Annotated in this window: 19 protein-coding genes and 1 pseudogene; 2 read left to right on the top strand and 18 right to left on the bottom strand. The window is 44.4% G+C overall.

What is annotated here, in order from left to right; genetic code table 11:
* Positions 1-8: 8 nt before the first annotated feature.
* From ASD40_RS08415 to ASD40_RS08395, 5 genes are all read right to left on the bottom strand, one after another.
* Positions 9-2,456, bottom strand: coding sequence for an NEW3 domain-containing protein (locus ASD40_RS08415; protein ID WP_156389943.1), 2,448 nt, complete (start codon positions 2,454-2,456; stop codon positions 9-11).
* Positions 2,457-2,634: 178 nt separating this feature from the next.
* Positions 2,635-4,365, bottom strand: coding sequence for an ABC transporter permease (locus ASD40_RS08410; protein ID WP_057302870.1), 1,731 nt, complete (start codon positions 4,363-4,365; stop codon positions 2,635-2,637).
* 15 nt (positions 4,366-4,380) lie between these two features.
* Complete coding sequence (locus ASD40_RS08405; RefSeq protein WP_057302869.1) at positions 4,381-5,463, bottom strand: ABC transporter ATP-binding protein; 1,083 nt, start codon at positions 5,461-5,463, stop codon at positions 4,381-4,383.
* 64 nt (positions 5,464-5,527) lie between these two features.
* Positions 5,528-6,658, bottom strand: a complete 1,131-nt coding sequence (locus ASD40_RS08400; RefSeq protein WP_057302868.1) for an extracellular solute-binding protein — start codon at positions 6,656-6,658, stop codon at positions 5,528-5,530.
* Complete coding sequence (locus tag ASD40_RS08395) at positions 6,645-7,856, bottom strand: ROK family transcriptional regulator (protein ID WP_057302867.1); 1,212 nt, start codon at positions 7,854-7,856, stop codon at positions 6,645-6,647. Before ASD40_RS08395 ends, ASD40_RS08400 begins: the two co-directional genes overlap by 14 nt.
* Positions 7,857-8,109: 253 nt before the next feature.
* On the opposite strand from ASD40_RS08395, the gene ASD40_RS08390 reads away from it, so the two are divergent.
* Complete coding sequence (locus ASD40_RS08390; RefSeq protein WP_063870746.1) at positions 8,110-8,547, top strand: DUF6376 family protein; 438 nt, start codon at positions 8,110-8,112, stop codon at positions 8,545-8,547.
* Between the two features lie 4 nt (positions 8,548-8,551).
* On the opposite strand, the gene ASD40_RS08385 is transcribed toward ASD40_RS08390, so the two are convergent.
* The 6 genes and pseudogenes from ASD40_RS08385 to ASD40_RS08365 all read right to left on the bottom strand — a co-directional run bounded on the left by ASD40_RS08385 (position 8,552) and on the right by ASD40_RS08365 (position 14,239).
* On the bottom strand, positions 8,552-9,430 hold the full coding sequence (locus tag ASD40_RS08385) for a GNAT family N-acetyltransferase (protein WP_057302866.1): 879 nt from the start codon (positions 9,428-9,430) through the stop codon (positions 8,552-8,554).
* Between the two features lie 22 nt (positions 9,431-9,452).
* Positions 9,453-10,061, bottom strand: a complete 609-nt coding sequence (locus ASD40_RS08380) for a TetR/AcrR family transcriptional regulator (RefSeq protein ID WP_057302865.1) — start codon at positions 10,059-10,061, stop codon at positions 9,453-9,455.
* Positions 10,062-10,090: 29 nt separating this feature from the next.
* The gene (locus tag ASD40_RS08375) at positions 10,091-11,323 is read right to left on the bottom strand and encodes an aminopeptidase (protein ID WP_057302864.1); all 1,233 of its coding nucleotides are present in this window, start codon (positions 11,321-11,323) and stop codon (positions 10,091-10,093) included.
* Positions 11,324-12,108: 785 nt separating this feature from the next.
* Positions 12,109-12,241 (bottom strand): annotated as a pseudogene (locus ASD40_RS38525) (hypothetical protein).
* A 97-nt stretch (positions 12,242-12,338) separates the two neighbouring features.
* Positions 12,339-13,136, bottom strand: coding sequence for a sugar phosphate isomerase/epimerase family protein (locus ASD40_RS08370; RefSeq protein WP_057302863.1), 798 nt, complete (start codon positions 13,134-13,136; stop codon positions 12,339-12,341).
* On the bottom strand, positions 13,133-14,239 hold the full coding sequence (locus tag ASD40_RS08365) for a Gfo/Idh/MocA family protein (RefSeq protein ID WP_057302862.1): 1,107 nt from the start codon (positions 14,237-14,239) through the stop codon (positions 13,133-13,135). The genes ASD40_RS08370 and ASD40_RS08365 overlap by 4 nt, the downstream gene beginning before the upstream one ends.
* A 133-nt stretch (positions 14,240-14,372) precedes the next feature.
* Here ASD40_RS08365 and ASD40_RS08360 point away from each other — a divergent pair, with 133 nt between their 5' ends.
* On the top strand, positions 14,373-15,209 hold the full coding sequence (locus ASD40_RS08360; RefSeq protein WP_057302861.1) for an AraC family transcriptional regulator: 837 nt from the start codon (positions 14,373-14,375) through the stop codon (positions 15,207-15,209).
* Between the two features lie 60 nt (positions 15,210-15,269).
* Here ASD40_RS08360 and ASD40_RS08355 read toward each other — a convergent pair whose 3' ends face one another.
* The 7 genes from ASD40_RS08355 to ASD40_RS38165 all read right to left on the bottom strand — a co-directional run bounded on the left by ASD40_RS08355 (position 15,270) and on the right by ASD40_RS38165 (position 21,539).
* The gene (locus tag ASD40_RS08355) at positions 15,270-16,700 is read right to left on the bottom strand and encodes a serine hydrolase domain-containing protein (protein ID WP_057302860.1); all 1,431 of its coding nucleotides are present in this window, start codon (positions 16,698-16,700) and stop codon (positions 15,270-15,272) included.
* A 215-nt stretch (positions 16,701-16,915) separates the two neighbouring features.
* Positions 16,916-17,332: an organic hydroperoxide resistance protein gene (locus tag ASD40_RS08350; RefSeq protein WP_057302859.1), complete on the bottom strand. Its 417-nt coding sequence runs from the start codon at positions 17,330-17,332 to the stop codon at positions 16,916-16,918.
* Between the two features lie 512 nt (positions 17,333-17,844).
* Entirely contained in the window at positions 17,845-18,036 is a 192-nt protein-coding gene (locus ASD40_RS08345; RefSeq protein ID WP_057302858.1) for a YgaP family membrane protein, read from the bottom strand.
* Between the two features lie 134 nt (positions 18,037-18,170).
* Entirely contained in the window at positions 18,171-18,845 is a 675-nt protein-coding gene (locus tag ASD40_RS08340) for a Crp/Fnr family transcriptional regulator (RefSeq protein ID WP_235549204.1), read from the bottom strand.
* 198 nt (positions 18,846-19,043) lie between these two features.
* Positions 19,044-19,463, bottom strand: coding sequence for a DoxX family protein (locus ASD40_RS08335; RefSeq protein ID WP_235549203.1), 420 nt, complete (start codon positions 19,461-19,463; stop codon positions 19,044-19,046).
* Between the two features lie 424 nt (positions 19,464-19,887).
* Positions 19,888-21,057 (bottom strand): CapA family protein, encoded by a 1,170-nt coding sequence (locus tag ASD40_RS08330; RefSeq protein WP_057302857.1) that lies wholly within the window; start codon positions 21,055-21,057, stop codon positions 19,888-19,890.
* A 308-nt stretch (positions 21,058-21,365) separates the two neighbouring features.
* The gene (locus ASD40_RS38165) at positions 21,366-21,539 is read right to left on the bottom strand and encodes a hypothetical protein (protein ID WP_164484181.1); all 174 of its coding nucleotides are present in this window, start codon (positions 21,537-21,539) and stop codon (positions 21,366-21,368) included.
* Positions 21,540-21,587 lie beyond the last annotated feature (48 nt).

Raw genomic sequence — 21,587 nt, 5'->3', positions numbered from 1 at the left:
AGTTATTCCTATTGCTTTAAGCTGATCATGTTCACGAAGAGGCGAATAGAACCAGGGACCAGGTTCGGAATTTCACGATACCATACAAGTGAACTGTAGGTGTAGGTTCCCTTACCGTATTTAGCGCTTAAGAACGTTCCGGTAAATTCCTTCTCCCCTGCATCGCCGTTAGATATCAGCTGCGTGTACTCTTTGCCCCACTCAGCCGGGTTGTAAGCCGAGCGATCTTGAATCCAATTGTTCCAATCTGCATCTGTAATTTTATTAGGAGTTGTAAAGATCGGATGATCAGGTGCTAGCATCGTTACTTTGGAATTCTCATCCGTGACACGCCATTGAATTAACGGTTCACCAATTTTTATCGGATAAGGAGCAAGCTCAGGTTTCCATTTATCTTCCGGCTTATGATATTGAACGACCAGATTACCGCCGTTTTCCACATAAGAGAGAAGTCTTTGATTGCTCGAAAGCAGTTCTGGACGGAAACCATATGCCCGAATGCCCAATACAATCGTGTCATATTGAGATAAGTCAGCGGATTGGATCGCTTTCTCGTCGAGTTTCGTTACGTTCACGCCAAATTGGGTTAAGTACTGATCAATATTGTCGAATCCACTGGATACATATCCCACTTTCAGACCTGTAGGCACCTTCAAATCAAAGGCCTGAATCTTTAATTCTGCTGGCTGAATCAAATAGGTTTTACCGATATGTGGATAATCGATAATTTGTACGTTTTCCTTGCTGGTAACATCACCGCTTGTTGCTACCGCTGTTACTGTATATTTGCCAACAGCTGTTCCAGCCGGAGCTTTGACTTGGAACGTAACCGGCTTTGTTTCACCTTTTGCAGAGAAATTTATTTCTTGAGATGCAGGTGTTACATTCCAATCCTTAGGGACGTTCAAGGAAATGGACGTTTTGGCAGCTCCTGGCGAGTAGTTGCGAACCGTAACCTTGACCGGAAGAGGCTCTTCGGTCTTCAATGTGTTAAGTACCGTAGCCTCAGGGCTTAATGAAAGTGCGAACGCAGGGAGCACAGCCACTTGATTCGATGGGGTAACACGTATTTTTCCAGAAACACCATTTAACTGATACAACACATCTGCACTTACTACAGATGGTTGATACACCTGGAACTCTACTGCATCCTTAGGGACTTGAACCTCAAAAGTGGCAGAAACCGTCTGATTGTAGCTAAGTTGGTCAAATTTTGTGTTTCCGACTGCTTTTGTCGTCCACCCCTCAGGCACATTCAGCCCGAGCCCAACGTTCTTCAGGTTGGTCTTGCCGCCATTATAAGCGGAAACTACCATTTTGACCGTTTGACCTGCAACGATTTCGCCGGTTTCCGGTTTTACCTTCACAACCAACGACGATGCTTCCATACCTGCTTTATTCAGTTGAGCATCCTTCACTTGAAGGCGATACAGCAAATCGGTCTTGACGCTTGCATCTAGTGTCGATGCCTTCACATCGCTCACGGCCGTTTCTACATGCGCCTTCATTTCTTGTACCTCTCGAGCCACGTCAGAGAAAACAGGGTATGCTTTAATGACTTCTTCCGCATCCTTTTGGAGGGCTCGTAAATCTTTAATCACATTGTTATCTTTGCCCTTCGCTTCTATCTCTTTGGCCAAATCATCAAAGGAGAAAGCAATGCCGTCGAAGAAATCATTCTCTTTTTCGGATTTAACCGATGAATTTAATTTGTAATAGTTGAAGCTTGGACCTTCATCAACATGTCTTCCCATCCCTTGACTCTTATGCATAAAACGGGATTCTTCTCCCAATTGGACATAAGAAGCGCCGTAAATTTCGTCATAATCTCCTACAGGTACAGCCACGTTGTAATCCTTATCATTGGCAGGAAGGTATAGCTTCTTTATTTGCCAAGGCTGCAGGCCGTTTTTCAAATGTTCTGGAAACACCTCAGGGTTAGCCGCATCCTTGAATGCACGAACGGTTATGACGTTAATGGCCCGATGATGACCATGTGTCGATTCTTCGTTGAGGAAAGAAGGAATGACTACGTCAGGCCGCAACTCTCGGATTTTCCGAATAAGTCTTTCATAGACCACCGAATCTCCCCACTTCTGCAGTGTTTCATCGGGGCTTTTTGAAAAACCGAAGTCAAATATAGGATCATTAATTTGCTCGCTTAACATACCCAAAGTGACATTCGTGATTTTGGAAGCTTCCTGCAGTTCGCGTGTTCGTATAATGCCTAACGCATTACCTAGTTCACTGCCGATCTCATTCTGGCCTCCTTCCCCACGGTTTGCAATGACACTTAACGTATTAACCCCTCTTCCTAATGAAAGGTAGGCAAGCATAGCGCTGTGTTCATCGTCAGGGTGAGCTCCTGTGTTCATAGCGCTCGCGATGGTCGTGAGAGGTTTAATCGATTTCCAGAGATCAACTACGCCTCTGTCAGCGCTGACTGGCTGCGCCATGCTAGGAAACAGCAAGGTACTTAATACGGCAACGCTAGTGACACTCGTAAACACTTTCCTCCATGTAGCTTTCTTCACTTTTACTCCTCCTTATAACACCTCTGAGAGTTGAGCGGGAAACCAAATTCCCGCTAGTATCAAGCAGCGGTCTTGAACCCTCCCGCAGAATGATCATCCTTTACACAGCTGTACCCGCTTTGTCTCCGGTCAATTTTTTAGAAATAAAGAGAACAATGATAATGAGGATGATCTGAAGAACGCCATAGGCGCAAGCGGTTCCGAATTCAAATGCATACATTCTTTGGAAAATTTCCACCGAAATCGGGGCTGTTTTAGAAGTAAACAACAGAATCGATGATACGAATTCACCAATGCCTGTTACGAAGGCCAATAAAGTTCCCGCTAGAATCCCGCTAAGCGACAAGGGGAAGACGATTCGACGAAAGCTGTACCACCACGAAGCTCCCAGATTACGGGCTGCCTCTTCGATCGAAGGATCCATCTGCATAAGCGTAGCCGACGTTGAACGGAAGACAAGCGGTAAATGACGCACAAAGTAGGCTAGTGGCAAAATCCAGAAAGTTCCCACAAGAACTTGCCCGAAACTGTAGGCAGACGGAGTACTGAAAGCAGTAATTAAATTAATCCCTACTACCGTTCCTGGTAATGCCCAAGGGAGCATAATAAATACATCAAGCAATGTCTTCCCTTTAAATTTAAGGCGAACGATCGCATAGGCAGCAGCCACACCGAATATCACATTGCCAACCGTTGCTACAAAGCTCATTTTGAAGCTGTTAGCAATAGGACGCCATGTTTTGCTGTCAGTAAACAACTCCACGTAATGACTAAATGTATATTCTGGCGGTAGAATTTGTGTTGTCCATGTACCATCAGTGGAAAAGGAAATGAGAATCAATACTAGAATAGGCAGGAGCAGAATGATGACGCCTATCGTGGAGAGGACCATAGCTGTATATTTCCCCCATGCACTCTTGACCTCTGTCCGATGTACACTAACTCCTTTGCTCAAGTTCTGATAATTTCGCAAGCCTTGATACCAACGCATAATAATGAGAAATAGGATGGAAACAATGGATAATAAGGTAGATTGCGTAGCTGCCATATCCAAATTTCCGTTTGTTCGGGACAAATAGATTTGCATCGTCATCGTTCTGTCAATCCCGAAGATGAGAGGAGCCGTATAAGAAGCCATGGCAATCATGAAGACAAGCAAGGACGAAGCCACGATAGCTGGGGTGAGCATGGGTAATATGATTCTCCGCCAGATATAAAGACGTCCGGCTCCAAGACTTGCAGCTGCTTCCTCCAATGAGGGGTCGAGCCCCTTGATCGCAGCGGAAGCCGTCATATAGAAATAGGTGTACATCGTAAAGGTGTGAACCATGAGAACGCCCCATACACCTTTTAGTGAAAACGGCACGTGGTCCATCTCAAACCAAAGCTTGAGCGTCCGCGGAATAATACCGCTTTCTCCATATAGAAAAGTAAATGAAAGCACACCTACCAGCGGTGGCAGCGCCATCGGCACCATGGCAAGCACAGTCAGCGCTTTGCGTCCTGGAAACTCATAACGTTCCAATAGAAAAGCCATGGTGACTCCGACAATCGCGCATGTCACTACACTTAGAACAGAGATATATACACTGGTCCAGAGGGCTTCCAAATTGGCGGTATGCTCCAAGCTGAAGAACCGTGTATAGTTTTTAAATGTAAGATTACCGTCCATTTGAATGCTCTGAATGAAGGTCTGATACAGCGGAAAGAGCACATAGCCCAGCAGTATCAGAAACAAGGGAGCGATTAATACATATACGAAATGAGGCGAAGCAGTGATGGATGGTCGTTTGATCACTGGTTGATGAGATACTGGTTTCTTGAAGGTCATATTCTCATCCTCCGCCTATTCTAGAAAGTAAATGCTTTCCTTTGGTATATGCAACGCGAGTGCATCGTCACGCTGTCGTACTTGATGACCTTGATTGACGAACATCACTTTCAAGGGCTTATTGGATACGTCCGTCAAATAATTGACATTCACCCCGGTGAATTCTGCGATGACAACTTTAGCTAGGAATGTGTTCTCCGATTGTGAAGATTCTGGTTGTGCCTCCCGTACTGCCTCAGGACGGATAGACAGAGTGGTTTGTGCGCCCACTGCCAGGTGACGATTAGGTGCCGAATGACTCACCAACCCGCATAGAACAAGATCGGGTGAAACTCTGACATAGACCTGATCTCCATCTATTCGCTCCACGGTTCCGTTCCAAAGATTAGACTCACCAATAAAAGAAGCGACAAAACGATTAATAGGTCGGTTGTAGATTTCCTCCGGCTTTCCAACCTGCTGTACAACGCCGCCCTGCATGACCATGATCCGATCCGACATCGCCATGGCCTCAGCTTGGTCATGCGTCACGTAAATGGTCGTAATGCCTGATTCAAGCTGCAGCCTTTTAATCTCCAAGCGTGTTTCTTCTCGCAGTTTGGCATCTAAGTTGGATAAAGGCTCATCTAGCAGTAAAATATTCGGCTCAATAACAAGTGCTCTGGCTAGTGCAACACGCTGCTGCTGACCGCCTGATAATTGGTCAATACGCCGATTTCCGTAACCCTGTAAGTGTACTTGCTGTAAGGCGCGTTCTACCCTTTGGAGACGTTCTTCTTTCGGTCGTTTTCTAACTTGAAGACCAAAGGCCACATTCTCAAATACCGTCAGATGAGGAAATAAGGCATAGTTCTGAAATACCATTCCCGTATTGCGCTTGTGAGGCGGCACTGTTGTTACATCTTGATTGCCAAATACGATACGCCCAGAGGTTGGATAGTAAAAACCGGCAATCATTCTCAAAGTTGTTGTTTTTCCGCATCCGCTAGGTCCAAGGAAAGTAAAGAATTCACCGGGCTTAATCCGAATATGCACATCCTGAACACCCGATACTTTCCCAAATTGCTTGGTTACATGTTCTAGAGCGACTTCGATCACGTACAGTACCCCCTTACTTTGAGTTCGGGTAGAGGAGCTATCTCTACCCGAACGGATGTTTTGCTTATTTCCCGCCTTTACCTTTAATGCTCTCATCCCAATACTGCATCCAATCTTTCTCTTTATCAGCCATGACGGTCCAATCGAGATTCATTGGTTTCAATTCAATACCTTTCAGCCATGCTGGAAGTGAGTCTTTGCTAATATCCGTACGTGTAGGGATCTGAAACAATTTATCGGCAAGCTCTATACGAAGCTTCGAGTCGAAAAGAAATTCATAAAATTTCTTCGCAGCTTCTTTGTTTTTGGCATTTTTCACTATTCCTACGCCGTCTACTAGGATAGGTGCCCCACTCGCTGGATAAATAAAATCAAACGGCTGATTTTTCAAATGCTTCTGAATCATAATGTCCTGCAAATTCCAGAGCGAAAGTGTTCCTTCTTCACGGGCTAATTTTAAGTAAAGGTTAGTAGGATCCTGCGCATATTCCTTCGTATTTGCATCCAGCTTCTTCAGCCAGTCATACCCTTTTTTAGGATCAGCGGCACCTTCTTTGAAAATCATAGCGGAATAAATCGTTCTCATCGTTCCCGATGCAAGTACGCCCCGGATAATGATTTTACCTTTGTATTTCGGATCAAGAAGTGCATCCCAATCTTTAGGTGCATCCTCCTGCTTAAGTGCTTTGGAGTTGTACATGATCACTTCGGGCAGCAGCATTTCACCATACCAACGATCCTTAGCATCTTTGTACAAAGCTGGTATGCTGTCTGCGAAACTTGGTTTGAAGCTTTCCAAGAGATCTTCGTTCGCTGCAGTCATCAGACCGGATTGGGTGCCGCCCCACCAGAAATCTGCTTGAGGGTTAGCCTTTTCTCCCCGCACACGCTCCAGAATCTGCTGTGCACCCATCGTTAATACCTCGACCTCAACTTCCGGATGCTTCGTATTGAATTTTGGAATAATTTCATCGACAACACTTTTATCCCTAGCTGTATAAATAACAAGCTTTTGCTTCTCTGCCGGTTTAGGTGCCTCCGTAGCTGCAGGTTTGTCAGAAGGCTTCACCGTGGGTGCTGGACTAGCATTTCCAGAGCTCGGCGCGGAGCCTCCGCAAGCTGTAATCACAACCATCATGATGCTCACTAGAGTGCCTACGAGCATTCTGGACACATTCCCCTTACTTGCTTTCATTCACATAACCTCCCGAAAGGTATATTTTGTTGGAATTTACTACGGGGAAAGCTTCTAGGACACTGTGAATCGCCCCGATGATGCCAGCTTTGTAGCCTAGAGCCGCCAGCTTGATTTGTGGTACGTACGGAACCCATTCCGTCAGCATACCTTGGATCTTCTCAACACCGCTTTCCTCGATGTCAATCATCTCCCCGCTTAAAATCAACAAATCAGGATCGAGTATACTGACCATATTCGCGATTCCGTAGGCCCAATGTCTGTAGATGTCATTTAATAATCGGCCTGCCTCTATATGGCCATCTTCCGTATGACGAATTAGTTGTTTAATCACACCCGGCTCTTCCACAAGGGAAGGCAGCACTTTTCTGGCTTTTTCTTGGATGACAGGGACCGAGTAATTCCCTTCAAAAACGCCATATTCACCCCGGTTAAGCTTCTTTATCTGACCTACCATCATATATCCGATCTCTCCTGATGCTTCACGCGAGCCTCTATAAAATTGCCCATCTAAGATGATTCCCGCGCCGATTCCCGTCCCTACATACATATAAACCTGATTCTTAACTCCGTTGCCGACACCCTTATGAAACTCCCCTAATGTCATCAAGTTAACGTCATTATCAATCACAACAGGTAGACCTAATCGTTCTTCGATCTCCTGTTTCACCGGTAACCCCATCCATCCTGTGCTTGGCGCATAACTCACGGTTCCATCACGACGCTGTGTAATTCCGGGTAAGCCTAAACCAATACCTAGTAAGCGAGATTTCTCGAACCCACTCTGGCTAAGCAAAGTCTGTAGACCTAGCTCCAGACAACGAATAGCCATATCGCCATTCGTTGGTTGTTGCAAGCGAAAGTTGTAATCAACTAACAAATCTCCACTTAGATCAGCGATAGACATATACAGCGTACTACCTTCAAAAATCGCCCCAACTACGCCATAAGCTTGAAAATTATATTCAAGCAGGATCGGCTTCCTTCCGCCTTTGGACTCACCTACACCAACTTCATGGATTAGCCCTTCCTTCATCATTTCATCGACCAACGCAGAAACGCATGGACGGCTTAGCTCTGTTAACTTCGCCAAATCTGCTCTAGAAACTCGCTTATTTTCCCGAAGCTTACGCAGAATCTCTTGTCTGTTCAATTGTTTAACGAGCTTGCTATTTCCGGTTTGATTGCGACCAAGCACCTTGTTCACCCCCTTTGATAGTTAGAATGACTAACAAAGTTTTCTAATACGATACTTATTAATGATTTACCGAATTAAGTACAACTTCAAAAAAAAGTGAGATCGTAATCATCTTTTCTCGCATGAATGGAAAAAAGGACTGCCATGTGGCAGCCCTTCTGAAATTGAAACCCTATTTCTAGAAAAACGTAATAAATCAATAACAAAGATTATGTTCTGTCAGCAAAATAACAGGTAAAGGAGAGACGTTAACATGAAAAAATGGATGTTACTATCATTAATTCTTGCAACTATGATGCTGAGTGCATGTTCACTATTAGAAGGAGCAAATAACTCGATAGACTATGTAAATCAAGCTACGCAGCACATAAATATACTAAGTAATTTTGCCGAACAAGCACCGCAAATGATGAAAGATGCTGCTTTGAATCCGGAAACGAAACAGGAACTTGAAAATCAATTAAACGAATTAAAAACGGAAATAGAACAATTTAATCTGAAAAGTGTTCCTACGATTGCAAAGGATATTCATCAACAATTGGTAGACAAAAATGAAGTTTTGTTAAAAGAGATAAATAATGTGGTAGAGAATGGTCATTTGGCACTTGATAAACTTCAAAATTCACAAATCTTTACGACAATTAATGATATAACAGGCTTAATCAATCGAATTAAAAATTTAGGCTCGTAAGTACTTATAAATGCCGAATCATGTGCACTTGTTCCACAAATGTAGTAAATCCTAAACGCTCTAATAACCCAACGAGCTTCGTATTGGAATCTATTATGTTCATGGTTATACGCTTACAAGAGGAAGAAAATGGTGCGAATACTTCACTTAATACAGCCTTGAGGATATTTACTGCATCTGCTCGACCCGGAATCGATTCACATTGGTAAAGAGCGATGGTAGCCAGCTTACCGTCTTCTCCGAAAACGCGCTTAAAAAGTGCGTAGCCAACCACCTCATCCTCTTCATCTGAGATAATTATACATTCCCCATCCTTTATACTGGCCCATTGTGTTTGCCACGCTGACAAATGTCTGTAGAAAGACAGTCCTTTGACTTCCACAGGTAGTCCTCGTTTCGTAACATATCGACTAGGAACGTTTGGCTGTAAGAGACTTGCATCCAGAGTTTCTGTATGTTGTAAGCAGATTAGCTGCTCGGTAATATCATAGCCGACACTTTGATACAGCTTTTTCGCTGCTTCGTTTTGAATGAGTGCCTCCAGCAAGGCGATATCCACACCTTGTTCACGATACAACTGGAGGTTTCTTTCCATTAATTTTTTTCCGATCCCTTTGCCCCTATGTTCCGCCGCAATGCCAGTACCCCCGTTCCATGCCACTTTCTTTCCTTCTATGACACGGAACCCATTCATCACGAAGCCAATAGGTTCACTATTTTCATACACGACTAAGGAGTGCTCTAGTGAGAGCTCTTCGTTGACAGTTCTTGAAAGAAATTTGTCCAAGTTCAGTGTACTATTTATGAAATATCCTTCGAATCCCTTATTCCATAACGAAACCATATCGTCAGCCGACAATTCGCTCATTTTTTTGAAAATCATAATCCTCTACCTCCATAGTGAATTATCCTATGATATATCGGAATACCTTTTTTTCCATCTCATTAATTATGGACTTATATTCGGTTTCCTCACCGCTAAGCATAAATTGTAGAGCAAGGCCATCTCTAACTGACCAGAACAAACGGGAAGCTGCCGCGATATCAAGATCAGAACGGAACTCACCAGTCTTTATGCCGCCCTCCATAATTTCCTGCATGAACAATAAAGCTTTACTTGCATACTGATTCCATCGTTCCGTTAATTCCGGTTGGCGTGCTGCATACAGCATAAACTCCAAATGAAAAGCTAACCATTTACGCAGTTCGTCAAGCGATTGTCGACGGAATCGGTCAAACATATAGCGGATTTGATCCGCCGCGCTTGGCATATTTTTGAACTGCTCACTGGAGTTCTCCACCATCGCATTCATTTTATCGTCGGCCATTTGAATATACATCTCTTCTTTGCTGGAAAAGTAACTGTAGATAGTGCCTTTGCTCATCCCCAAATGACGTACGATATCATCAATAGTTGTAGCTTGAAATCCCTTTTGTATAAAGCAATGCAGCGCTCCCTCAAGGATAACCGCCCTTTTTTCATCTTTATAAGCTTGCGTAACTTTAGGTGACATTCAGCATCTCCCTTTATTCTGTTAGTACGTCAAAACGCCCAATCTCCGTTACGAAACAGCGGTTCTTTTTCCCCATCCTTCAAGATCCCATCAATATTCATATCTGCTGATCCCATCATAAAGTCAACGTGCGTCAAGCTTTCGTTTAGCCCATAATTCTGAAGATCTTGTTGGCTCATCTCTGTTCCGCCTTTCAGGCAGAACGGAAAAGCTCTGCCGATGGCAAAATGGCATGAAGCATTTTCGTCATAAAGCGTATTGTAGAAAATAAGATTCGTGTTAGAAATAGGCGAGCGATGCGGAACCAAAGCAACTTCACCCAAATAGTGAGAACCCTCATCAATCTCAATGAGACTTCTCAAATTTTCTTCCCCCTTCTCTGCCTTAAAATCAATAATCTCCCCATCCTTGAAAGTTAATGAAAAGTTTTCAATAAGATTGCCATTGTAACTAAGCGGCTTGGTACTTTTTACGGTACCGTTTACACCATTTTTTAAAGGTGATGTAAATACTTCTTCAGTAGGCATGTTTGCTATAAAAGAGATTCCATTGCTGTTGGTATTGCCAGCCGAAACCCAAATGTGATCATGCGGCAGACTCACTGTAATGTCAGTACCACCGGCGCGGTAATGAAGCGCCTTGTATTGGCGTTCATTAAGTCTTTTTGATCTCGTGTTTAAAGCACTTGAATGTTCTTTCCATTCATGTACCGGATCATCACGGTCAACTCTTGTTGCTTCGAAGATGGCATTCCATAGGGCGCCAACCCGCTCTTCTTCGGGGAGTGATGGAAACACTTTATCCGCCCATGCTGGTGAAGGAACGGCGATAATCGACCAACTGACTTTATTAGTTAACCTAGCAGCAGATAGTTCCCGCAAAGCATTATTGGATGTTCTACTCGCTGTTTGAATACGTTTGGGATCGATGCCGTTCATAAGATCAGGGTTATTCGCCACGACATACAGAAATGCAGCATTATTTTCTGCTAATTCCTCATATCCTTTTGCACGCCACATAGGGTACTCAAGCAATGCTTCGTGCGGTGCTAGTTCATACTTTAACCGAGTAAGCTCGTCGTCGAACCACTCGACATAAACGTGCTTTGCACCGACCTCATAGGCTTGCTTTACCAATCTGCGTACGAAATCCCCCGATATTATAGGTGCGAAAACGACCAATGTTTGTCCTGGTTGTATGTTGACCCCTAATTGTATGGCTAGTGATGCATATTTATCTAAATTGTTATGGAATGAATTCATTGAAATCCTCCTTCGAGATAAATTTCAAATAATAAAGACTGACCAGTCGTTTTATTATTTTTATTATTGTTCCATATCGTGCCAACTGTCAAGAAATAAAAAAACCGTCAGGGAAGATCATCCTGACGGTCCTTTTTCGTGTAAACCCATACATTTTGAGCACGGGGAGCGATGAATGTGGGGTTCCAACCGCTGTTGAAGTCGTGTTCTTTGAATTTATTATGCGGTATAAACACGACTTCAAAGGCGGCCCACCGCAAAGCGCCTTTCCACCCTCACCCACCCCTCTTCTGTTCTACATTGTGCTTCCTTCCACGAAACGCGGGAGCCAGCACTATTTTCATCTGTAATGATGAAAATCATCGTTGCAACGTGCGACAACCACGGCAGAGACATCTGTAACGATGTAAAACATCGTTACAAGCCACACACAGCGCGGCTGCCAGCACTGTTTTCATCTGCAACGATGAAAATCATCGTTGCAACGTGCGACAGCCACGGCAGAGACATCTGCAACGATGTAAAACATCGTTACAAGTTGCACGTAGCGCAGGAGCCAGCACTGTTTTCATCTGCAACGATGAAAATCATCGTTCTAGCGCGCAACAGACACGGCAGAGACATCTGCAACGATGTAAAACATCGTTACAAGCCACACGCATCGCGGATATAGCCCTTATTAGAAAGGGGGTGCCCTCAAGCACTACCTCGAAACTCTCGGCTCCTATTGGTTTACATTTGTTTCAGTAAGTTTTATAAATATTTTCGCACTCTTTTCCTAATGGTTAATAAAAGCAATGCTTCTTATAACGCCCTACAAAAGGCTGATTATGCCATGTAGGAGGGTCCAACATTTCCGACCATCATCAAGCCAGGTTTGCCTTCACCTTCAGCTTCCGCACGAAGCAGCCTTGCCAAAAGTGCAACATCCTAATCCCTGGCTTTAACAACTGCCATATTTTCACCTCAACTGTTACTAAATCCATAGTCATTCGATAGAATCGAATCATTTCCCCTACAGATTTCCCACTATCTCCCGTAAAAAAGCGATGGACCGCTGCACGTCCTCAGTCATCGTACGCGCAGGGTTCGTTTCTGGCGGATGCCATAGCTCGAGCGCTATCCAACCTCCATAGTTTGCATGGGCTGCTGCTTCCAGCAAGACCCGCATGTCAATGTCCCCTTCGGTCACATCCTCGGCCGGAACGCGGCCACGTTGGTTGCGCAGGTGAAAGGCTTTGATGCGTTCAGGATATGAGCGCACCCAAGCAACCGGATCACAGCCTGCTACATGCGCCCAGCCCGTATCAACGCAAAGGCCAACTGCTTTGTCGGCGAAATGCACAACAGAGCGCAAATCAGCCTCAGCATTATGGCGATCCGCCGCATGATTGTGCAGCGAGAGCTGCAGTCCAAATGGGCTTAGCTTGTCGGCAAGACGAGACAAGTTGTCTCCTTGTCGCTGGACAAGCTCCTCCGGCTTTGGCAGCGGATGCTTCCAACCGCCATAGGGGTCAGCGTTGACGAGCAGATCGGTACCGCCCGCAGCGGCGAGCCGTTCTGCATAAGGAAGAACTTCCGCTTCAAGATCTGCATACTCGCCATGCAGAGAAAGACCGATATAGGAAGCGGAAACTGTTAGTCCGAAAGTACGGGCTAGTGCCAGCTTCTCAGGTGTAGCATCCGTCTCGACAGCGTCAAGACCCGCTTCAGCGCAGGCACGGTACAAATCGTCCCACACTGGCTCCTTACCATCTGACTTCCATCGTTCAAACCAACCATACATGTTGCTCGAAAAGCCGCGAATATTCATTCTGAAGCCTCCCTTGCATCTGTTGCCTGCGCTACAGTCACTAACTGCTTTTCTCCGGAATCTGCACATTTATATAAAGCGCCAATACATAGGAAATGATCGACGGCTCTTCGACCTACGTTCGCATGTGACGGCAAAGCGTTGACTTGGTTATAGAAATGTATAAGCGGGTGATCCATAACGGTGTAAGGTCCGCGTGGCCCCGGATCTACAATTTCTTCCACAACAACCCCATCATGGTCTCTCCTGAAAAAAACCGGTTGACGCGAGTCAAATGGCGTCCAGCGGAGAGCACCGAGTGTGCCCTCGATTTCGCCGATAAACTGCTCACTCCCGTGAGTGCACGTGCCTCTTTCGTAATGAATGGCGATTGGACGGGCATTTGAACGAGACCGAAACGTTAATTGCGCACCCACATGGTGCTCAACATCGTACACAACATCTTGAGGATCTGCGGCTGTTTGGGGCTTCGCCGTCCAAGCGCTGCTGACCTCAATTTCAGCAGGATCCAGCACATCGATTAAGGTGGCGAAATCATAGGGACCCCAGTCCATGAGAATGCCGCCGCCACTTTTGCTTTTGTCGAGAAACCAACGGCTAGCTGGCTGGTACTCGATTCCTGCACGACTGCGCGTCCATTTGTTAACGAACGTAGCGTGATAGATATCGCCAAGCGCGCCAGATCGAATGACATTCTTAACAGCTTCGTTATGGAGCATGCCCTTATAACGTACACTGCAGCAGCCAAGCAGCTTTCCTTCTGCTTCTGCCAGAAGAAGCATCTCTTCCGCTTCTTCATCGTACATGGCGAACGGCTTTTCGCATAGCGTATGCCGACCAGATTTCAACGCAAGACGCGTCCCCTCTAAGTGGGCAAATGGAGGCGTAGCTACGATCACAATATCATCATCAAGCGGCGGTTCAGAGGATAGCATTTGCTCGGCATCCGCAAATGTAATGCTTTCTGGAAAGCTGCTGAGAAACGACTTCAGCGCTTCCGCATTCGGGTCAGCTACCCGAAGCTCGACCGCTTGAGGAAGCTTGGCTGCTGCCTCAGCATGCGTGCGTGCTATGACACCGGCTCCAATTAAATACAAGCGCATAAAGGTAACCTCCAATTTCAAATATGACCCTAATGTATCACATCACGAAATTGCGATTCTCTTCAAAATGCGCAGTAAACTTGTCATTTTGTCCACGAGCAGAAAAAGGTATAATGACTTGGGGGGGATTTGGATGTATGTGGAGCAGTTGAGGCTGACACGCTCTTTTGCCTTTAGCCGCGTCTGGGGATCAGATGAGGAACACGATCTGCATGTCCATGATTGCTTGGAAATCGGCGTGCTGCTTGATCATGAGTTGGAGTACCGATTCGGCGATCGCATCTACCACGGTCAACCGGGAGACGTGTTCCTGTGTCGACCTTTCGAACCGCACTGGAGCTATGCGAATACAGATCAACCATTCGAAGCGATCCTAGTGCTTTTTACACCGTCACCGGTTTTGAAGCTTCCCGATGGCAGCAGGCTGCTAATGCCGTTTTATGCTGGGCGAGGTATGTCCCCGCTCATTCCGGGGGATACGACTTACGCCAAGGCAATTGCAAAAGCTGCGCGTTCCGCTGCGGAAGCACAGGAGCAAGGGCAAACGGCATGGGTTACGCGTCAGTACATGCACTTGATAGATATTTTATTACAAGTGGACGGATTCTTTAGCGATCAAATGGATCAAGCGGCTCCGAGAGGAACGAACACGATATCAGAATCCGTCGGATATATTCTTAGCCATTATCTGGAGGCACTTGATGGCGATGAGCTTGCCCGTCGGGCGGGTGTCGGGCGCTCGTTCTATTATCGCGAGTTTCGATCACTTACGGGCTTGTCGCCGCATGATTTTGTGAATCAGCTGCGAATTCAGTCTGCCATGGATTTACTGCGCACATCAGAGTATTCGATTATCGAAATCGCTGAAAGAAGCGGTTTTCAGTCATTGAGTTCTTTTAATAAGCAATTCAGAGCCTACGCCGGCTGCTCTCCCCGAGATTATCGAAATCGGTCTTATCTGGTGACTTAAGTATATAGAAAAAGGTCAGTCTGCTGCTGCAGACTGACCTTTTTCTTATTCACCAATCGTTCATCTAATTTTTCCTTTAATCCACTTAGGTTCCTCATTGCCGAACGAAACGTTCTGTCGAAATTGCATTTGCAAGCTTCCATCATTGAACGTACATACTACAGTCACGCAAAATGGCGCTTCCACGTATCTTAACGTTAACAAGAGTGTATTCGAATCCTGCCATGTTGCCGAGCCGACTGCCACATTTTCCTGTCTCATATGCAGCGTATACGTTCCTTCAAACCATTCGTTTCTACCAAAGCAAACCGTATGTTTTCCGGTGTTATTTTGAATCGTAACGTTGGCCGAATTCTCAGTAAAATCAATCGAAAGTGTTTGAATTTGTTCCTCATTTTCTTCTAACTCGAACTCGATTCCCGAAAGGCTGGTCTCCAGCGTTGAGTTTAAAAGAACTCGTGGCGGTTCCAAGCTAAGGCCTTGCAGCGCATTGGTTAGTGACTCAGAGGCTTCCAGGTCCACAGACAGCATTTCGGATTTCATGGCAGGCAGCAAATGCTCCCAAATCGTATCAAGAACGTCTTGCATGTTATTCACTCCGGACGTTATCGCGATGACGGCATCCTGCTCCGGGAGAACAACGCAGAACTGCCCGAAAGCCCCGTCGCCTCGATAAGCGCCGTGACGGCATCTCCAGAATTGATACCCATACCCTTGAGCCCAGTCATTATTGGTGCTGGAGTCATTAGAAATTTGCTTCGTTGTCGCTTCTTCTACCCACGACTCAGGAATGAGCTGGTACCCAGCCCATTGACCTTTTTGTAGATATAGCTGTCCAAACTTGGCAATATCCTCTGTTTTGATCTTCATTCCCCAGCCGCCAATGTGGATGCCGCGGGGGCAGCTTTCCCAAGTGGCACCTTGGATATCCAGCGGTTCCAACAGTCGCGGCTGCAAATATTCCAGTAACGTTTGATCAGTTACCTTCTGCAAAATGGCCGAAAGCATGTAGGTCGCCCCGCTGTTATACACGAAATGCGTACCTGGCTCATGTTCCACGGGAAGGTTTAAGAAATTGTTAATCCAGTTTTCTGTTGACTGCATCTTCCCTGATGTATCTGCTGCATGTCCTGTACCCATCATAAGTAAGTGTCGAATGGTCATCGCAGCTAGATGAGGTGAAACTTCTGGCGGCATATCCTCAGGGAAAAAGGAGACAACCCGGTCATCGAGCGAGATTCGCCCTTCTCCCACTAACAATCCGATGGCTGTTGAAGCAAAGCTTTTACTTAAAGAAAACAGCATATGAGGACGTTCTGGCAAATAAGGTGTCCACCATCCTTCTGAAACAACGTGCCCGTGTCGGACGAGCATGAAGCTGTGAAGCTCTAGACTGCGGTCTTTAACTTCTTTTAAAAAGCTCGTAATTGAGGAAGACGCAATACCTTGACGCTCAGGCTGACTTCTTGGTAGGGATCGAATAGCACTCATTCATGTCTCTCCTTCTACACACCAGAATATGTAAATCAACAAGACTATTATATCACTTGCATCATCTACTTTTACAAATAATAGATTACAAGACTATTAACAACTTATTTGACCGCAACCTTTATTTTCAACTCATTTTTTGACAAAAAAATAAGCAGGATCGCTAACAGCGAATCCTGCTTATTTGTAATGCATCTGCTCATTCAATTCATTTTTTATACAACGTTTACCTCAACTTCGATATTTCCCTTGGTTGCTTTGGAATATGTGCAAAATTGATGAGCGGCTTCAACCAATTCCTTGGCAATATCGGCTTCGACGCCATTGACGGAAACATCCAATTTGGCTGCCAACTCATAGCCGCCACTCCCATCCTTGCCAATGGTAATACTCGCGGTAACTTTGGTGCTCTCCACTTGGACTTTCTTCGTCCTGATGATTAGCTTCAAAGCGCTATCGAAACATGCGGCATAACCGGCCGCGAACAGCTGCTCCGGATTGGTTGCATGTCCGCCAGGACCCCCTAATTCCTTAGGAACTCTCAATTCTAAGTCAATGACCCCGTCGCTGGAAGTGACTTTACCCTCTCTTCCGCCCTCAGCCGTTGCCGTTGCTGTATACAATTTATTCATATCAGTTCACTCCTTAGTAATTGGAAATATCACGAAATATTTATCTCCTACAATCCATCATCTTATACTAACTTCTGAAGATAAAAAAAGGGGATGTCCCAAAAGGGTTATGAACCCTTGAGGGACATCTAGTTTAAATCAGCTTCTCAGACTCTGTCGGCTCGGCGAGGACTCACTGAAAGCGCGGAAAACGCGCTTATTAGTTCGTACGCTCCAGAATAAGCGCGTTTTCCACGCTTATTCTGAACAGACGCGCAGGATGGTTTGCTGAGAAGTCGATTATCAGCTTCTCAGACTCTGTCAGCTCGGCGAGGTCTCACTGAAAGCGCGGAAAACGCGCTTATTGGTTCGTTCGCTCCAGAATAAGCGCGTTTTCCGCACTTATTCTGAACGGACGCACAAGACAGCCTACCGAGAAGTTGATTTCCGGCTTCTCAAACTCTGTTAACGAGTTTTGGCTCGCAGAGCTCTCGAGGAAAACTCTGGGACATCCCTCATTCCTTTTTCCACACTTAACGAATTTTGCAAGTATTACGGCCAAGCATTTGATTAATCGCACATTTTTGCGCAATGCCTGTAATAAGAAACGGAAGTGAAATCAATCCTGCTAATTTCCAGTAACCAGGTAAGAAGTAAAACAAAGACAATAACGCTACACCTAGAATAATACGAATCACACGATCAGTTCCGCCAACATTTTTCATATTCTATTACCTCCATATTGTATTGGTTTGTTTTATTGTGTTTCTGATTACGATCATAACAAAAGCGTTTAGATAGAACCGTAACTTTGTCACATAGCAATAAAATAAACGTTTGGAGGTAATATTAGCTGCATTTATTGTTCTATATATTTTTTCAAGTCCTGACGCAGTATATGAGAAATCTGTCCTCTGGATAATTGCAGCAGCCCTTCTTTCTCGAGCGATTTCAGCGTTCTGCTGATGACTTCGCGGGCCGTTCCAAGCTCAATGGATAGGGTATCATGCGTGATGGTAAGGTTATCGCGTCCATCCTCGGTCATCTCAACCAGATATTCCGCTACCCGGCCGCGGATTGATTTGAAGTTGATGCTATCCAGTAAGTTGGACATTATGATAATTCGTTTGGCGAACATTCTGAAAATAAACTGTCGAAAGCTTTTGTAACGGTCCATCCAATCTTTAAACACGTCAACTGGAATAGCAACTACAGTGCAAGGCTTTTCGATGCAGGCAGAAGCTTCATATTCGGTCTCGCCGAGAATGCTGGACATCATGAGGGGACAGCATTCCCCGCCATTGACTCGATACAAGGTGATCTCTCTTCCGCTTCCGCTGATTTTATACATTCTTACAGTACCTTCCAGAATTAGAACGGCATGCTCCAAGAACTGACCCTCTTCAAATACAAAGCTAGGCTGTAAATCTAACATTATAATTCCCTCATCGCTCCAGTCCTGCACAGAAATATCGGACAAGCTGGGGAAGCACGATACAATATGCGGGACTTTCTCAAGCATAGCAGATGACATTGGTTGTATCCTTCCTTACGAAATGGTAGGTTTTAACAAGCACAGTATACCATTAACCAATCAAATGATCGATCTAACTTCATCTGCAAATGAAAAAAGTGACAGCAGTCAATATCTGACTAGCTGTCACTTCTTATATTCCGTAATTAACTAGTTAAGCCTGCTTTAATCGCACGAGCTACCGTTAAGAAAGAAACATTACATAACTTGTGTTGGTTTTTGACCCTTTTTGAATAAAGAATCAATTGAGATGACATAACTGCCATTTAAGAGAAGATAAATTGCAGCCGCAATCATGGAAAGATCCAGTTCGTATCCAGCCATTTGGCCATTTCCGAAGAATCCGACGGCTAATTTTACTTTAAAAGTAGCGACTAGAAGGATGATAGCCATTAATGCGGATATAATACGTGTACCGAATCCTAGTATTAGTGCTAGGCCCCCTATCACTTCAATCGTTGCAACGACATAAGCCATAAAGCCTGGTATACCGATACTTTCAAACCAGCCTGCTATATTGCCAATACCTCCTTGATACTTATCAACCCCATGAGCAAAGAAGGTAATTCCTAACAGCACTCTTAGTATCAATGCGCCAATATGAACATTATTTTTCACTCTTATTTCCCCTTTCATTACTAACTTTTTTAAAGTCATAAACTTTATGTTCGTATAATACTTCAATATACTTACTTATGTCAAGCAACTAAACATAATATATCATCATACTTATTATGGTTAACGCAAATAATCACGCCTGCTCATAGCAGCCGTGATTAAATATAGCATTGATCATATTATAAAACCTTGCCAATCAAGCATTTTGCCGATGTTCCATCGATTACTTAGATTTTTTCTTGGCAGCAGATCTTCCTTGTTTTTCCGGATCATTTGAAGGTTTCTCCGCATGTTGAGACCCGTTAGGTTTGATGTCACCTTTGTCACCCATGTAAATTGCTCCTTTCCTTAGCATCTAGTTTAATTATTTGCCATTAGGTAACGAATTATGCCGTAACTATTAACGCCAATTCTCATAACTTGCTTACTTGGAAGTAACGATGTGTAAATCTTTAATATTAGTGCTCATATGTCTTTTCGTTTTTTCATAGTGAGAACTAGCCTTATTTAGTTGTTCGTTGGTTAATAGATCCATTGGAATAATCTTGAATTTCCGCCAATGAAGATCATAGTTGTAAGTCGGAAGAAAGCTTGGTTTGCTCAATTTAATAATCGATTTATCTGCCATTTTTGTTTTGACAACATCAATGGATGCCATCCCTCCAATTTTTGTATCTAACTCATTCTGAGCAGATAGAAAATTTCCGAGTGAATAAAGAACTAAGGTCTCATTTTTATTTTTCCCTTTTACCCATGCCGGGGGTTGTAAAACGTGCGGATGATTACCGATGATAATATGAACACCAAGATCCGCGAGCTTTTGGGCTAGTCCAACTTGAGCTTGGTTCGGGAACCGTTCATATTCCTTGCCCCAATGCACAGCAACCACAACGACGTCGGATATTGTTTTGGCCTGTTCCACATCTTTACGAATTTGGGTCTCATTCATCATATTTACCAAATAAGACTTTCCTTGAGGAATTGGAATTCCGTTGGTCCCATAAGTATAACTCAAAAATGAAAATGTAATCCCATTCTTGGTTATTGTCCTAATCCTGTCATGATCTGTTTGTGATTTGAAAGCACCTGTGTAAGGGATCCCAAGCATGTCCCAGAATGTTAGAGCACTTTGAATAACCTTCTCCCCTCTATCAAGGGAATGATTGTTAGCGACGGTGACTAGATCCACTCCAGCATCTTTCAGAGCATCACCAACTTCATGAGGACTGTTAAAAGAAGGATAGGTGGAGAGTCCAAGTTTTTTGCCTCCAATCATCGTTTCTTGATTAGCAACAAGAATATCGGGAACTTGTAACATCCTCTGGACTTCTGCAAACATATTTTTGAAGTTGTAGGTCCCATCTTTTTGTTCTGCGTCGGCGTAGACACGATCGTGAATCAAAATATCACCAATTGCTCCTAAAGTAACTTTGGTTACTTCCAACTCTTTATCACTAGGTGAGATAGGTAGATGTGGTAGGATAGGTGGCATGTTCTGGTCTGATTTCGATTTTATTACGTTGGGTTTTGTGAAGCTATTCAAGCAGCCGGGAGTCAGAAACAGGATTGTAACAATCACAGCAATGCGTATCATCACGATGAACCTCTCCTGTTGGTCGAATGGTGATTGCCCTGTTAGTATTCCCCCACCGCCGCGTAGTCCATGTTCTGACTAAATGAGAAAATGAGAAAACCTCTATCGAGGCCATTCAAAGATGAGCGACCGCGTTTAACAAGGAGAGACTTTGATCTACGACCAAAGATCCCTATATTAGGTTTTATCGCCAATAAGAAAGCGGTTTTCGTGATCCGAAAACTTATACTTTCTTATGTGGTAAAAAAGCTTATTCCATTTGGAATAAGCCCAAATTACCATCCAAGTTATCTCCCGAGCATACGGTTTTAGACAGGTTTTTGATGGTTGGTGTAAACCCCGATTATAGATAAGACCGCTGCTACGCCATTAGCAATCGCATTCATCTCATCGTCTTGAATAATATCTAATCCGTAAGCGTTCAATATCAATTTGGCTGCACCTAATAAGCCCAAAGTTAACGTATAATAGTTCACTTTCATTTCTCTCACCTCCTATAAAAATAGGATGATATATCCTATGTGAGAGAT

Origin of the sequence: Paenibacillus sp. Root444D2 (assembly GCF_001426375.1) — a bacterium.
Taxonomy (GTDB): domain Bacteria; phylum Bacillota; class Bacilli; order Paenibacillales; family NBRC-103111; genus Paenibacillus_E.
Note: the sequence above shows the minus strand (reverse complement) of the source record. Positions and strands in the feature narration are given on the sequence as shown.